Origin of the sequence: Streptomyces sp. NPDC051218, from assembly GCF_044455475.1 — a bacterium.
Taxonomy (GTDB): domain Bacteria; phylum Actinomycetota; class Actinomycetes; order Streptomycetales; family Streptomycetaceae; genus Streptomyces.
Genome location: NZ_JBITEU010000007.1, coordinates 265,548 through 279,961 on the forward strand (window position 1 = coordinate 265,548; position 14,414 = coordinate 279,961).

Sequence of the window (14,414 nt, forward strand, 5' to 3'; positions counted from 1 at the left end):
CGACCTGATTCAAGTCCTGCTCGCTCAGGGACCACCTTCCGGCGGCCGTGACGCGAGCGCGACGGTGTAACGGGCGCACCGCTCGAACGTATTCGTCAGGCGCCGTTCCAGACGGGGGCGTCCGTCCCCCACAGGCCGGGCGGGCGCGCCCAGTTCACCGGGCCCCCCTCGTACGACACCGGCGACAGGGCGTGCCGCAGTCGGCCCATGGGGCTGTCGGTCTCGGTCAGTCGGTGCTCGGCGTCGAAGCCCTCATCCACGCCCGGAACGCTTGTCAGACCGTGGACCAACCAGTGCGCGGTCTGCGTCAGGGCCAGACGGACAAGACGGGTGCCGCCCGTGCGGTGCTGCTCGGTCAGGGCGCGTAGGACCCCGGCCGCGAGCAGATATCCGGTGCCGTGGTCGAGCGCCTGGGCGGGCAGCACACCGGGCGAGTCCGGCGAACCCTCCAACTCGGCGATGCCGGTGACCACCTGTACCAGGCTGTCGAAGCCGCGCCGCTCGTGCCACGGCCCGTAACGGCCCCACGCGGAGAGCTGGGCAATCACAAGACCCGGACGGCGCTCGGCGAGCGCCTCGGGTGTCAGTCCGAACCGTTCCAGTGCGCCCGGCCGGTAACCGGTGACCACCACGTCCGCGGTCTCGAGTAGTTCGTCGAAGAGTTTGCGGTCGGCGGCCGCTGTCAGGTCAAGGGTGGTCGAGCGCTTCCCCATTCCAGTGTCGTTGTGGGCCTCCTGACTCTCCGGCAGCTGCGGGGCGTCGATCCGCAGCACGTCGGCGCCGAGCAACGCCAGAGTTCGGGTGGCGACCGGTCCGGCCAGCACGCGGGTCAGGTCCAGGACGCGAAGCCCCGCGCACGGTAGTGCTCCACCACCAGGCATCCGCTCCGGGGCTTCATCGATGCGCGCCATCGTCAGCAGCGGCTGCCCCGCGACCATGACTCCCTGCTCGCTGGCGGCCCAGTCTTCGGGGCTGCGTGCCGCGACGGCCAAGCCGCCCGCCGCGTACACGCGCTCCTCCACCTCTAGCGCGGGAAGCCGTGCGATCGCCCGGCCCACGGCGTCCGCCTCATTCCCGCCGATGTCCTCCGGCACCCCGAGGGCGGCGAGCAATCGGGCCCGGTGGTGCGGGTAGTTGGCGTGAGTACGAACCCATCCATCGGTCGCCCGCCAGAACCGAGACAGCGGCGAGAAGGTCGACCACGCTTGCCCGTCGACCCGCACCAACCGGTCGCTGAGGAACGCCGTCGCGACTGCCTCGTCATCGACCCGCACCCGGGGAACGGGGCGCCGCGTTCGTACGGAAGTGAGCTCGGCTGCCGCGAGCGAACACACCGCGACAGTGGCGCGCGCCAGCTCCATGACGGGCAGCCGCGCCGGCAGCCCTCCGGACGAACCGCCGTAGGACACCCGGTCGAGCAGCGATGAATCGGCACCCAGTGCCGCCCAAGCCTGCGAGATCCCCGAGGGCAGTGACGAATCCATACCCACACTATGGCACTGAGTGTCACCACCGGGAAGGGGTCGATCTGGGACTTGAAGTGCGGATGGCGCTTCCGGCCACGGGGGCGCATCACACATGGCGCGGCAATCGGACCAAGGCCAAGAGGCAGGCTGCCGCAGGTGTGCGGTGCTCGGCGCGACCAGGGCAAGCCATCGCCGCGATCGACGCCCAGACCCGCAACCCGAACTTCCTGATGTGGCTCCAGCAAGTGGACACCGCGACCACCTTCACGACGTCGGTCTGCATGGGCTCCGTCCTGCTCGCCGCAGCCGGTCTCCTGAAGGGACGGCGCGCGACCTCACACTGGCTGGGCCTGCACCAAGGCCGACTTGATGGCTACGGCGTCACCCCCGTCGACGATGAACGGGTGGTCACGGACGGCAAGTACGTCACCGCCGCCGGGGTCTCCGCCGGAATAGACATGGGTCTGGCCATCGCCGGACGCCTTGCCGGAGACGATTTCGCGCAGATCGTGCAGCTGATGATCGAGTACGCCCCCGAGCCGCCGTACGCGACCGGCTCACCGCACACCGCTCCCGCGTCACTCGTCGACGCCATGCGCACGCAAGGCTTCCCGCACTCTTAGCCACCCCGACGGTCATGGGGCTCCCGGCTGTACCCCGATCCCTGTCTGGTCGGATCGCCTGAGAGATGTGCGGGTGCGGGCCGGTCCGCTCCAGGAGGCGGTGGGCCGGCGGGTGATGTGGTCGGCGCGGGCGCGGGGTCTCAGCGCGACAGCTGCTCGGTGTCGCCGGTCTTCACGCACGGGTAGTAGGTCATCTCGCCCTCACGGCGCGCGAGTTGATAGCGGATGATCATGTTGTGCTTGCGGGCTATCTGCCCAGCCATGTGCAGCGCCCGCTCGATGGTCGACGCCGAGCGGGTTTCGATCACACTCAGGCGGCGGGCGTACGAGCTGGAGCGGGTGCCCAGGGTCGCGCCGTAGCGGTTCACGATGATCTCGAAGCGTGGGCGCAGGGTGTCGGCCACGTAGGGAGGCTGGTACAGGGTGGTCATCGCGAGGAGCCTTTCAGCGGTGGGGCATTCACGCTGGTGCGCTGTGTGTGCGTTGGCGACTTTCTGTACCTACAAAGCTAAAGGAAAGGCAAAGGCGGGGCGGGAGGCGAAGGACCCCAGTACACGGAGTCGGAAGCCCTCACGTAAATGCCTTCGGTGCCGCGCGAGCAGGGTCATTTCGTTGACAAGGGCGGGCGAGTAGGTAGCTCCGTTGGGGCTCGTGCTCAAGCTGGCGGCGGCCGATTCGATCGTCTCGGCGCGTCGGAATGTGCTGTTGCCGCCTCGCGAGTGCAGGTGTGAACTCCTGGCGTGGCCAATGGACTTCGTGCGCACAGGGACTTGGGGGAGGCCTTGAGGGTGATTCTCACCGGCTACGGGCAGACGCTGAACCGCCGTGCCTCAAGCTCTGGTGACAGCGGCTTCTAGCCCTCGGGCGTGATGGTCTTGGTGCGCCGCCACGCGATGTAGCCCACCCCGCCCACCAGCGCGGCGCCCAGGGCGATCTGTCCTACGCTCCCAGCGGTGGTGCTGCCGCCGACTCCGGCCCTGGTGCCTCGCCAGTGGTGGTTGGTGACGGTGACCGTGGTGTTCCACTGCTCGCCGGTCGGGCAGGTGCCGTCGATGCCCCAGGACGATTTCCTCCCGACACCGTTGGGCCCGTCGCCCTTGAAGCCGGATGCCCCCGCCAGGACGGCGGAGCCGCGGTAGTTGGTCTGGTTGCCGTAGAGGTTCGCGCCGCCGCCTCCGTACATCGTCAGCTGGACCGAGCCGCCGGAGAAAGCCTGGCTGTTGGCGCTGATGGACTCCTGATCGCTCTTGGGGCAGGAGACAGTGATCTCGACCGTCGCTCCTGGCGCGGCAGTGGACGGGGATACGGAGGCGGTGGCGCCGTCGCCCGCGAGCGCGGTGGTGGCCGTGGTGAGGGTCAGGGCGGCGGTTGCGGCGAGGGTGCAGGCTATGCGGCGCGTGGGGGGATCTCCGGGGCCGAGCGGGCGGTCGACGCGCGGCGAGACCCCGGCCAGGGGCAAGGGGCGCCGGCCGCGCTTTGTCCCATCGGACACCGCCCGCATGCCGGATGCCCCCCGGATGCCGCCGACCGGGTTCCCCGTACACGGACAGGGCCGGCACCGACGTGTGTCCGGGGCAGGCTCTGTCCGTGTGCGTGCTTCCCGACTCAGGCAGCCGGGGCTATCGGGGCGTCGGTGCCCGGGGCGGGCGTCGGCGCGGGCTTGACGGTGTCGGTGTCCGGAGCGGGCTTCGGCGCCGGCTTCACCACGTCGTCCGGGACGGGCTGCGGGTCAGGCTGGACCTCGTCGTCCGGGGTGGGCTGGGGGTCGGGCTGCACCTCGTCATCGGGGACGGGCGCGGGGGCGGGCTCGTCCCCGGCCTTGTCCATCCAGGACTTGAGGACGCCGCTGGGCGACAGAGTCACGTGCATGCCGTTGTTCTCGCCGGAAGCCGTGCGTCCGTTGGCATCCAGCGATCCGGCGGAGGTGACGGCCTGCCAGTGCGTGGGCGAGAACTTGTAGACGCGGGCCATGGAGCCGTCGGCAAGGGTGTCGTTGCGGACGTGCTCACGCTTCTCGGGGTGCGGCTTCGGCTTGGCCTTGTCCATCCAGGAGGTGATGGAGCCGCTGGGGGTGAGCTTGATGTGCATGCCGTTGTGGTTGACGTGCACGGTCCTGCCGTTGGCGAGCAGCGTGGTGCCCTTGGGGCCGGAGATGACGGCCTTGGCCTTGTTCTTGCCCAGCTTGTAGACCTTGGCGGTGGAGCCGTCGCGCAGCTTGACCGTCTTGGCCTTCTTCGGCTTCTTGGTCTTGGAGTGCGCGATGGACTCGACGCTGATGGACGCAGGGCCGGCCGTGTGGGAGGCGGTGGCGGCCATGGCGCCGGAAGCGGCCCCCAGGCTGATACCGGCGGTGGCGACTACGGCGATGGCGGTGGTGCGCAGAGTACGGGCGGTACGCATGAGGAAGGTGGCCCTCTCGGGTCGGTCTCAGTGGGGGGTGCGTTGCCGCCTCGTTGCGGCGACATCTACGAAGCTACGCACCTCACATCAACACCACCCGTAGGAGATGTAACAGATTTAAGGAGCATTTGCCGCAAAAAGGACACAAGGGTGGGCTGCTCCACCGCAAATCTTCCTGCACAGACTGCTGACGGCCCCGTACGCCCTGGTCAGCAGCCCAGTGGATGCGCCGCACGCGGCGGTTTTCATCGGCTTCTCATCCCCGCAGGCCGACGGAGACAGAGACGAAATGCGCCGGCTGTGAGGATCGAAGGGCAAGGCAAAGCAGCACCCACGATCACGGAGACTCCCCATGAAGAAGTCCACAGCGATCGCCACGTTCGCGCTCATCACGCTCGGGACGCTCGGTTCGACCGCCGCCGTCGCGAACGCGTCCACCGCCCCCAGCAAGGGACACAGCCACACCGTCGAGCGCCCGGCTGGTACCGACTCCAAGCCCGCGCACAAGACCGGTGAGGGCTCGTACTCCACGACGGTCAAGGTGCCGGCCGGGACCGACAGCAAGCCCGCGAAGAAGTCCGAGAGCGCTACGCCGAACTACAGCAAGACGGTGGAGAGGCCCGCCGGGACCGACTCGATCCCCGCGCACAAGCGGTAACCCCCGCAAGCGGCAGAGCAGACGTCCGGCCCCCGCCCACCACCGTGTGCGCGGGGGCCGGACGCGCGCCAGGCGCGCCGGGTTCGCGATCGAGCCATCCAGCCTGGCGCGCCGATCCGGCTCAGCACGCCGGGATACGCGCCGCCCTCCGGACGACGGTTTCGCACGAAACGCTGTCTGAGTGGCCGTATCGGGGGAAGCCGATGTGCATGGCTGTTCTCAGGAAATTCGCACGCCCCTTGCTCGCCTCCGTCTTCCTGTCGGGAGGCATCAGTACCCTCCGGGATCCCAAGCGCGTGGCTTCCGCCGCGGAGCACGTCGCGGTTCCCCTGAGTTCGCGGATTCCCCGTCTCACGGAGGACCCCGAACGCCTGGTCCGCATCAATGGTGCAGTGCAGGTCGGCGCCGGCATGATGCTTGCCACCGGGCGGGTTCCGCGTTTCGCCGCGCTCGCGCTGGCGGGCACTCTCGTGCCGACGACCCTGGCCGGCCACGCCTGGTGGAAGGAGGAGGACCCGGACCGCCGAGCCGCCCAGCGCACCCAGTTCATCAAGAACCTCTCACTGTTCGGTGGCCTGCTCATCGCGGCAGCCGACACGCACGGCAAGCCGTCCCTCGCCTACCGCGGCCGCACCACCGCCACCCGCGGACGAGCCGCCGCCAAGTCCGGTGCCACCCGCGGTCGTTCCGCCGTGAAGTCCGGGGCTCACCGTGGCCGCACTGCCGCGAAGTCCGGTGGCCGGGCAGCCCGCCTTGCCGGGCGCGATGCAGCAGGTGCGCTGAGCAAAGCGGCAGGGTCGGTCCGGTAGCGGCGGGTTTCGGGAAGCCCGCTGGGCCTGGTCGGCACCGCGTTGGAACACCAACACACTGACGGGAACGGCCAGGCTCCCGCGCCGCGCCGCGGCGGGTCGTGCAGCGCGGCTCGGGCGGTGAGGTCGTCCAGGCGGACAGTCACGGCGTCATGTGACGAGTTCGCCTGCGCCCCTGCGCCCCTGCGCGGCGCTGGGCGCGTGGCTCTGCAGGAGGGCGGCGCGGCCTGGTGCGGATCGCGTCCAGCCCGTGCCGGAAAAATGCTTCCTCCAGTCAGCGGAGCCCGGCGAGCGAAACTATGCAACCGCAGGAATCGTGGGTTCGGTCCCTGGCAGAGCGACCTGGAGGATTCCTCATGCGCGCCCGTACCGTGCTCGCCGCCGCAACCCTGACCGTGACGGGCCTGATGATGATCTCCGTCCCGCCCGCCACCGCTGCCCCCGAACACCCCGACGGGCCCGGCTTCCTGCTGATCAGTCAGGTGACAGCGGAGTGTGTCGGGCTGCCCGAGAGCCCTGTCCTGGATCGCGGAGTTCCGGGCCTGGCCATGGTCCACACTCAGCAGATCCCCGCCGGCGCCTCACCGGAGATTATTCGTGACTGCTTGTCCGATGCCGCCACGAACCCCGACAACCCCGTCAAGGAACTCACCGACAAATACGGCGCCCTGCTCGGGATCACGCCCCGGCTTCCACAGCCGGGTCTGCCCGGCTCCCCCCTGCCAGGCGCTGACAGCCGACGAGCCGAGGCGCCCGCAGAGGTTCCGTTGGCGCTGATCGACGGCACTCTGAACACGCCGTGCATCGGCATTCCGGTCGATGCCAACGTGCAGAGCGTCATGGCCTTGACCAACGTCGGCATCCTTCAAGACGTGCTCAGCTCGCCACGGCAGAAGAAGTGCGTCGAGGGCAACACCTCCGCGGACGGGCCGCTCACGCTGACACTCGACAAGCTGCCGCGCCTTTCGGACGTCAGCACCAGCTGACGAGAGCTCGGGCCTGCCCTGGCCGAGACGCTGGGCGGCGCCGCCCTCGGAAGCCACCATGCCGGGAGGTCAGTCGTTCAGCTCCCGGTCGAAGTCCTTGGCGCACGCGTCGCGTTCACTCTGCGAATCAGCATGGTCGACACAGTCGTCGAAATTCTTGAACTCGTCGGAGTTGAGGATCGAGGCGCCGATCGCGAGGATGACACCGGAGGCGATCAGCCCCAGCGCGCCGAGCACCGCTCCGATGACGGACATCTTGCCGTACGGCGCCCGCCCGCCACGTGCTCTGCGTGCGCCGATGATGCCGAAGACCAGTGCCAGCAGGCCCAGTACGACACCGCCGATCACGGTCCAGAAGAAGACGAGCGCCACGATGCCCAGAACGAGCGCCGTGACCGCCATGCCGTTGCTCGATCTTGTAGGCGGGTGTGGGTGCGGGTGGGACTGCGTGTAATCGTGCGATGCCGAGGGCTGGGGCTGGGGCTGGGGCTGGGACCGGTCGGAGAATGACATGCCATCACATCCATCTCTGTTGCCGTCCAGGGCGTTGTCGTACGTGCCCGAGTGCCCCCGAGCGGCCCGCGCATGCGCTCGCGCGCTCGCGACGGGCGCTCCGGGGCGGTTCCGGAGCCGCCCGCCCTCCGCCTCAGTGGCTCAGTGGCTGTCGTCAGCCGCCGGCGCGCCCGGGACGTGGCGATCCCCGCCGTTGCGGTCCTGCCAAAGACGGTAGACGTCCACGGAGCTCTCGCGCGGCTCGTGGCGCATCGGCAGTCGGCGCTCCTGCCAAGGCTTCGCGAACTCGTCGTAGAACGTGCTCAGTTCGAAGTACTTGCGGTCGTCGACGTAGTGCGGCTCGTAGGCGTCGCGGGTCGTGACGAAGACGACCTCATCGGGGGAGCAGTAGTAGAGCGCGCCCAGGCACATCGGGCACGGCTGGGCCAGGACGTAGATCGTGGCGCCGATCAGGTGCTCGGTGCCGAGCTTCATGCAGGCGTCCCTGACGGCCAGCACCTCGGCGTGCGCCGTCGGGTCGTGGGTCTGGGCGACCTGGTTGGCGCGCTCAGCGATGATCTCGCCGTCCTTGACGATGACAGTGGCGAAGGGGCGTCCGCCGTCCAATACGTTGGAGCGGGCCAGGTCGATCGTGCGCTGGATGAAATCCATGAGGTGCCTCCGGGCGGATCCGTTCGACTGATTTCCGGTTCCACCAGTGTGGCTGACCTGGAGCTATAGAGTCCAAGACGCGCTGACGATGCCTCCCATTGGTGAGGGCTATACATGGCGTTACGCTGGCGATATGGCCTCTGTGGAACTGCGGCACCTGCGCTATCTCCTCGCCGTCGTGGAGCACGGCAGCTTCACTCGGGCCGCCGATGCCATGCACGTCTCCCAGCCGACCCTGTCGCAGCAGATCCGGGTGCTGGAGAGGGCTGTCGGCCTGCCGCTGCTCGATCGATCCGGGCGCGCTGTGCGGCCCACTGACGCCGGGGAGGTGTACGTGGACCATGCGAGAAGGGCGCTCCGCGAACTCGCCGCCGCCGACCGCGCTGTGCAGGACGTACGGGATCTCTCGCGCGGCAGGCTGCGGCTCGGCGTTACTCCCACCTTCACCGCCTACCTGGTCGGACCGCTCATGGCCGCCTTGCATGCCCGCCACCCGGGGCTCGACCTGAGCGTCCGTGAGGCGACGCAGGTGCACATCGGGGAGGCGGTGCTTGCCGACGAGATGGACGCGGGGATCGGCTTCACCGGCGATCCCGTGCCCGGCGTCGAGGCCGTGCCCCTGTTCATCGAGGCGCTCGCTGTCGTCGCGGGCCCCGGGGCAGGTGGCGCATCGCCGCTGAGCGTCGATGAGCTGGCAGGACGGGAGTTGGCGCTGCTCGCCGGCGACTTCGCAACCCGCGCCCGGATCGACGCGTACTTCGCCGGCCAGGGCGCCGCACCAAGGGTGGCCGTCGAGGCGGACTCGGCGCTGGCGCTCCTTGAGATCGTACGGGGCGGGGCGCTGACCACGGTGTTGCCGGAAGCCGTGATCCTGGACCGGTCGGGCCTTTCACAGGTGTCGCTGCGGCCGCCGCTGCCGCACCGCACCGCGGCGCTGTTGACCCGGTCGGGCGGGCATCGCTCGGCGGCCCTGCAGGCTTTCGTCGGGCTGCTGCGCACACTCGTGAGCGAGCTTGGTCTGCCGCCCGCCGGGCCGGGCGAGGCCGGAGCGCCAGGTACTTCTCAGCTGACGACAGAGCTTGCCGAGGGGTGAGCTGCTCGCCATGGTCCCTGCTGGGCGGCGGGTGTCGGGTTCCAGGTCGTGGGGTCGATACGCCCGCCGTACAGCGGCAACGGCACGGGCTGGTCGTCCGGGCGGAACTGGTCCCAGATGCGGCTGAGCCCGGCGGTGCCGAAGCGGCGGACGTTGCCGGTCTCGTCCAGGTCGATGACGTCGGTGAGGGTGGCGTCCCCGTCCGCCGGGGTTTCGGCACGGACCGTGCCCTGCGGGTCGATCAGCAGGCTCCGGCCCACCCCGGAGGGGGCGGCAGCGTTGACGCTGGCGACAAAGATCTGGTTGGCGATGGCGTTGGCACGGTTGAGCACGACCTCTTGAGCGCGGTCGCTCGTCGAGGTGCGCACGACGTTCACGATCAGTTCGGCGCCCATCCAGGCCAGGTGCCGGGAGACCTCGGGGAACCAGGTGTCGTAACAGATCGAGAGCCCGATCCGGCCGATGCCGTCGAGGTCGACGACGGTGAACTCCCTGCCCGGCTGCGTCGTCTCGTACGGGCGCCAGGGGAAGATTTTGCGGTAAGAGGCGATGCGCTTGCCCTGCGGGGAGTAGACGGGGGCGGAGTTGTAGACGTGGCCGTCCCCTCCGCGCTCGTAGATGCTGCCGGGAACGAGCCAGATGCCCAGGTCGCCTGCGAGCTCGGCGAGTGTGGCGTCGCGGGGCCCGTCGAGAGGCTCTGCGCCCTCCTGGGGCGCGGCCTGCAAGCCGGTCGAGGTCTCGCCGAGGTGCAGCTCGGGGTAGACGACCAGGGCGGAGGGAGCGCACCCTCGGACACGCCGCTCCACGTCGGCGGCGAACCCGGCCAGGTCACCGAAGGGGCGGCCGGGTGCCTGGGCGAGGATCAGCGGCAGGGGACGGGACACAGGGGATCACCGGGCCAATCGAGAAGGTGACGGTGGGGGCGAGGCGCACTGCGGTGAGGCCGCACTCGGCACCGGAGCGTATTCATTAAATGAAATTTATTCAATGATCCAGGATGGGTCAACGCCTCGACCGAAGCACCTGTGCAACGATCTGGCATGGCCCGACCGAAGAACCAGGCAGCCCGCCGCGCCCAGCTGATCACCGCGGCAGCCAAGACTCTCCAGGAGCGCGGGGCGACCGGAGTGAAGCTGCGTGACATCGCGCAGGAGGCCGAGGTCACCCCCGCATCGGTGCTCTACTACTACCCCGACATCCGGGCCCTCTTCGTGGAGGTCTTCGCCCAGGGCGCGGCCCGCTACTGCGAGGAGCGCGAGCGGCGCATTACCGCGGCCGACTCGCCGGTGGCCCGGTTGCGGGCCTGCGTCCACTCGGGAGTCCCCTGGCCCGGCGAGGCAGAGGTGACGAGCCGTCTGCTGTTCGAGCTGTACCCGGTCGCCCTGCGTGAGGAGCCGGCGCGGCGGATGCAGCGCACCTTCTTCGACCGGCAGGCCGGTCTCTACCAGGACATCCTGACGGAAGGCGCGGCCGCCGGGGACTTCACCCTCGCGGCACCCGCACCCGAGCTGGCCCGTACCTTCATCGCCATGGAGGACGGCTACGCCATGGACGTCCTGACGGGCGGCACCACGGCAGCGGAGCAGGAGCGAAGGCTGCTCAACTACGCGTACCTCGCCACGGGCAACGCGGAAGTGGCAGCGCCCTCCTGACACTTCCGGTGTTCCTCGGATGCAGATCCACCGTTGACCGTACAGACCCCAATGGCCCGATCTCTAATGAGCAGGAAGGCGCAGTCGACTCGGCGAAGGGTGTGTTGTACGTGGGCGGCAGGGCATTCGAGGAGGTTCTCGACGATCGCTACGAGGTCAAGGAGATCGCGGGGGAGGGCGGGATGGGGCGGGTGCTGCGGGTCCTGCACCGGCAGTGGGGAATCGACCTGGCGGTCAAGACACCGAAGCCGGAGGTGTTCGCGACAGAGGAGCAGCGCGAGCGGTTCGTCACCGAGGCCGAGGCGTGGGTCGCGCTCGGACTGCACCCGAACATCTGCGGATGCCACTACGTGCGCGTGGTCGACGGCGTCCCGTATGTCTTCTCCGAGTACGTAGGCGACGGCAGCCTGCACGACTGGATTGCCGACCGCCGCCTGTACGAGGGCGGCCAAGAGACTGCGGTTGCACGCATGTTGGACCTGGCGATCCAGATGGCCTGGGGCGTGGGCCACGCGCACGCCGCGGGTTTGGTGCACCGGGACGTCAAGCCCGCCAACGTGCTGCTCGACGTGCAGGGCGGCGACATCATCGCCAAGGTCACCGACTTCGGCCTGGCGCGCATGCGGCCGATCGTCGCCGAGGACGCCGGCGACCCTTCGTACGGCGTCAGCGTCCCGGTGTCCGCGGGTGGGCGGACACCGGCGTACGCCTCCCCGGAGCAGCTGTCGAACCGGCCGGTCGGGCGGCGAACGGACGTTTTCAGCCTCGGTGTCACGGTTCTTGAGATGTTCACCGGCGGGCCGCGCTGGGGCCGGGGACCTTTCGCGAACGACACGATCAGAGAGCGACACGGGATCGAGTCGTACGGGCCGGGCCTGCCGCCGCTGCCGCCGGATCTGGCCGATCTGCTGGAGCTCTGCCTCGCCCCGGACCCCGAGCAGCGGCCGGGAGCGATGGCGGCACTCGCCGAGGAACTGGCGGCGATCTACCGGCGGTTCACCGGGGAGCGGTACCGGCGCCTGGAGCCGAAGGCCGCCGACCTGCGCGCCGACGAGCTCAACAACCGGGCGCTGTCCCTCCTCGACCTCGACCGCGAGGAGGAGGTCGCCGCCGCGTTCACCGCGGCGCTGACAGCCGACCCGCAGCACGCCGAGGCGACCCTGAACGCGGGGCTGTGGCGCTGGCGCGGCGGCGAGATCACCGACGAGGAGCTGGTCACCGATCTCGACGCCGTTCGCACCGATACCGACGACGCCTGGCCCGCGCGGCACGCGCTCGGCCTCGTCCACCTCGAGCGGGGCGACCTTGTCAGGGCCCGACCGCTTCTTGAGCGCGTCGACCGTGAGCAGCCGGGGTTGCGGGACGTGGTCGAGGCGCTGGACACGCTCGGCTCCGGAACGGTGCCGGACGCGGACTGCATCGGATTCACCGAGATCCGCTGGAACCCGACCGCCGAGGGCGAACTCGACCCGATGCTCCACATCGACGTGTCCGCGGACGGGAGGACCGCCGTGACCGGTGGTGACGACGAGCACGTCCGCGTGTGGGACGTACGCACGGGCCGGTGCCTGCACACCCTGCGCGGCCACACGGCCAAGCTCCGGTCGGTGCGGATCACTCCGGACGGCCGGTACTGCGCCTCGGTCGAGTACGACGCGGCCCTACGGATCTGGGACCTGACCGACGGCAGATGCCTGCGGGCCATCAGGGCGGCGCGGTCCTTCGACTGGGCGGCGGTCAGCGCACGGGAGGGCATCGCCGTCGCCACGGAACCTGTCCGGAAGGACGGGGTGAACGGCGTCGAGATCGTTGTGTGGGATCTGCGCCGGCGCGAGGTACGCCGCCGACTGTACGGTCCGCTGGCGCAGTTCCCGAAAGCCGAGCTCAGCCCCGACGGTAGGTGGGTCCTAGCGGCCGGGTACGAGGACTGCGTCGCCCGCATCTGGAATCTGCGTACAGGGGAGTGCGCGCAGGTGCTGGCCGGGAAAGGCGTGAACCAGCCCGCCGTGTGCTTCGACACCGGCAAGGGCGTCGCCGCGATCGCCGACAACCACGACGCCATCGGTATCTGGGACCTGCGTACAGGACGGCGGCTTCGGACATTGCGGGGCCCGGTCAGGTCGCTCGCGCTCAGCGCCGACGCCGCGAAACTCCTCGTCGGCGCCGTCGACGGCGCGGTTCGGCTGTGGGACCTGGCAACCGGCAGGTGCCTGCGGACGTATCGGGGCCACCAGAGCAGCGCGGGGCGCGTGCTGTGGGGAGCGGGCGATCGGTTCGCGCTGTCCGCGTCGCTCGACAACACCGTGCGGCTGTGGCGGATGCCCGAGTCTCCCGCTGTTCCGTTCCAGGTGTGCTGGCCTCGCCGGCACGGCGTGTTGAACGTGTTGGACGAGAAGGTGAAGGCGCTGCTCGAGACCGCGGCTGCCCGGGAGGCGGTAGGCGACCGCGCCGCCGCGCTCGACGCGCTCCGGGAGGCCCGTGCTGTGCCAGGGCACGAGCGGGCTCCCGACGTGATGGCCGCCTGGCGGGTCCTCAGCCGGTCACTGGTCCGCACCGGCGTTCGTGCGGTCTGGCATGCCCGCAGTTTCGTGGCGCACCGCTCGGGCGTCGGTTCCCTCGACATCAGTGCGGGCGGGGAGGTGATGGCCACCAGCGGCGGCGGTGAGATCCGGCTCTGGGACGTGGGCAGCGGCGCGCTCCTGCGGACCATCACCGTCGACGAACGAGGCAAGCGCGGCGGCCCCTTCGCCAGTATCGACAAGGTGCAGGTCAGTGCCGATGGCGGCACCGTCATGGCGTGGGGCCGCAGCGGATCGGCCAGGGCCTGGTCGACCAGCAGCGGCGCGGAACGGTACTCGATGTCCGACGACCGGCTGATCGGCACCGATGCCATGCCCGAGTCGCTCAGGTGGGTGATTCCCGTGGCCATGAGTCCCGACGCGGCCCGGTTCACCGCTGATGGGCGCTGTGCACTCATCGGCGGCGATGGCGCGGACCAGCGGTTCAGGCTCTGGGACCTCGAGAACGGCACCCTTTTACGAAAGTTCGAGGGCCACACGGGAATGCCCAGGGCGGCGTGGGTCGGCCCGAGCGACCGGATCGCCGCCACGGGTGCGAGCGACGGGACGGTCCGCCTGTGGGACCTTGGCACCGGCCGCTGCGATGCCGTACTGCGTGGACACACGCATTGGGTCATGGCGGTGACGATGAGCGCCGACGGGAGCCTGGTGGCCTCCGCGGGCGGTTACGACGATCTGTCGATCCGCGTGTGGGACACGGCCACCGGCGCCTGCACCGCGGTGCTCGAAGGGCAGCGCGACAACGCGCAGAGGATGCGATTCACCCCGGACGAGCGCTTCCTGATCTCTAGCCACGACGGTGCGGAGATGCGGTTGTGGGACCTGGCGACGGGCACCTGCCTGCGGACGGTGGAGACCCAGCCCGGCCAACTGGGTCAGCTCGCCGTGACGGCCGACGGCGCATACGCGGTCACCGGAGGAAGCGACGGGCGCGTACGTCTGTGGACGCTCGACTGGGAGCTGGCGAAACCGCGGACTTGACCT

General features: G+C 69.7%; 14 protein-coding genes. 7 read left to right on the plus strand and 7 right to left on the minus strand.

The window, feature by feature from the left end:
• Positions 1–95: 95 nt before the first annotated feature.
• Complete coding sequence (locus tag ACIBCK_RS22460; protein ID WP_399392774.1) at positions 96–1,484, minus strand: CoA transferase; 1,389 nt, start codon at positions 1,482–1,484, stop codon at positions 96–98.
• Positions 1,485–1,546: 62 nt separating this feature from the next.
• Between ACIBCK_RS22460 and ACIBCK_RS22465 the strand changes: the two genes are divergently transcribed.
• The gene (locus ACIBCK_RS22465; protein ID WP_399392775.1) at positions 1,547–2,089 is read left to right on the plus strand and encodes a DJ-1/PfpI family protein; all 543 of its coding nucleotides are present in this window, start codon (positions 1,547–1,549) and stop codon (positions 2,087–2,089) included.
• A 140-nt stretch (positions 2,090–2,229) separates the two neighbouring features.
• On the opposite strand, the gene ACIBCK_RS22470 is transcribed toward ACIBCK_RS22465, so the two are convergent.
• From ACIBCK_RS22470 to ACIBCK_RS22480, 3 genes are all read right to left on the minus strand, one after another.
• Positions 2,230–2,520, minus strand: a complete 291-nt coding sequence (locus tag ACIBCK_RS22470) for a hypothetical protein (RefSeq protein ID WP_399392777.1) — start codon at positions 2,518–2,520, stop codon at positions 2,230–2,232.
• Positions 2,521–2,942: 422 nt separating this feature from the next.
• Positions 2,943–3,581, minus strand: a complete 639-nt coding sequence (locus ACIBCK_RS22475) for a hypothetical protein (protein ID WP_399392779.1) — start codon at positions 3,579–3,581, stop codon at positions 2,943–2,945.
• 113 nt (positions 3,582–3,694) lie between these two features.
• Positions 3,695–4,489 (minus strand): hypothetical protein, encoded by a 795-nt coding sequence (locus tag ACIBCK_RS22480; RefSeq protein ID WP_399392781.1) that lies wholly within the window; start codon positions 4,487–4,489, stop codon positions 3,695–3,697.
• Positions 4,490–4,841: 352 nt separating this feature from the next.
• Here ACIBCK_RS22480 and ACIBCK_RS22485 point away from each other — a divergent pair, with 352 nt between their 5' ends.
• The 3 genes from ACIBCK_RS22485 to ACIBCK_RS22495 all read left to right on the plus strand — a co-directional run bounded on the left by ACIBCK_RS22485 (position 4,842) and on the right by ACIBCK_RS22495 (position 6,942).
• Positions 4,842–5,147, plus strand: a complete 306-nt coding sequence (locus ACIBCK_RS22485) for a hypothetical protein (protein ID WP_399392783.1) — start codon at positions 4,842–4,844, stop codon at positions 5,145–5,147.
• Positions 5,148–5,356: 209 nt separating this feature from the next.
• Positions 5,357–5,956, plus strand: coding sequence for a DoxX family protein (locus tag ACIBCK_RS22490; protein ID WP_399392785.1), 600 nt, complete (start codon positions 5,357–5,359; stop codon positions 5,954–5,956).
• Positions 5,957–6,312: 356 nt separating this feature from the next.
• Entirely contained in the window at positions 6,313–6,942 is a 630-nt protein-coding gene (locus ACIBCK_RS22495) for a hypothetical protein (protein ID WP_399392787.1), read from the plus strand.
• A gap of 69 nt (positions 6,943–7,011) precedes the next feature.
• Here the strand turns inward: ACIBCK_RS22495 and ACIBCK_RS22500 are convergent, their stop codons facing one another.
• Complete coding sequence (locus tag ACIBCK_RS22500) at positions 7,012–7,455, minus strand: DUF4190 domain-containing protein (RefSeq protein WP_399392788.1); 444 nt, start codon at positions 7,453–7,455, stop codon at positions 7,012–7,014.
• 141 nt (positions 7,456–7,596) lie between these two features.
• Positions 7,597–8,106 carry a nucleoside deaminase gene (locus tag ACIBCK_RS22505; RefSeq protein WP_399392790.1) on the minus strand — a complete coding sequence of 170 codons (510 nt, stop codon included), beginning with the start codon at positions 8,104–8,106 and terminating at the stop codon, positions 7,597–7,599.
• A gap of 133 nt (positions 8,107–8,239) precedes the next feature.
• Here ACIBCK_RS22505 and cynR point away from each other — a divergent pair, with 133 nt between their 5' ends.
• On the plus strand, positions 8,240–9,199 hold the full coding sequence (gene cynR, locus ACIBCK_RS22510; RefSeq protein WP_399392792.1) for a transcriptional regulator CynR: 960 nt from the start codon (positions 8,240–8,242) through the stop codon (positions 9,197–9,199).
• Here the strand turns inward: cynR and ACIBCK_RS22515 are convergent.
• A complete protein-coding gene (locus ACIBCK_RS22515; protein WP_399392794.1) occupies positions 9,169–10,083 on the minus strand; it encodes a carbon-nitrogen hydrolase family protein in 915 nt (304 codons plus the stop codon). The two genes, cynR and ACIBCK_RS22515, sit on opposite strands and share 31 nt — an antisense overlap.
• Before the next feature lie 156 nt (positions 10,084–10,239).
• On the opposite strand from ACIBCK_RS22515, the gene ACIBCK_RS22520 reads away from it, so the two are divergent.
• Positions 10,240–10,851, plus strand: a complete 612-nt coding sequence (locus tag ACIBCK_RS22520) for a TetR/AcrR family transcriptional regulator (protein ID WP_399392795.1) — start codon at positions 10,240–10,242, stop codon at positions 10,849–10,851.
• A 110-nt stretch (positions 10,852–10,961) separates the two neighbouring features.
• A complete protein-coding gene (locus ACIBCK_RS22525; protein ID WP_399392796.1) occupies positions 10,962–14,411 on the plus strand; it encodes a WD40 repeat domain-containing serine/threonine protein kinase in 3,450 nt (1,149 codons plus the stop codon).
• Positions 14,412–14,414 lie beyond the last annotated feature (3 nt).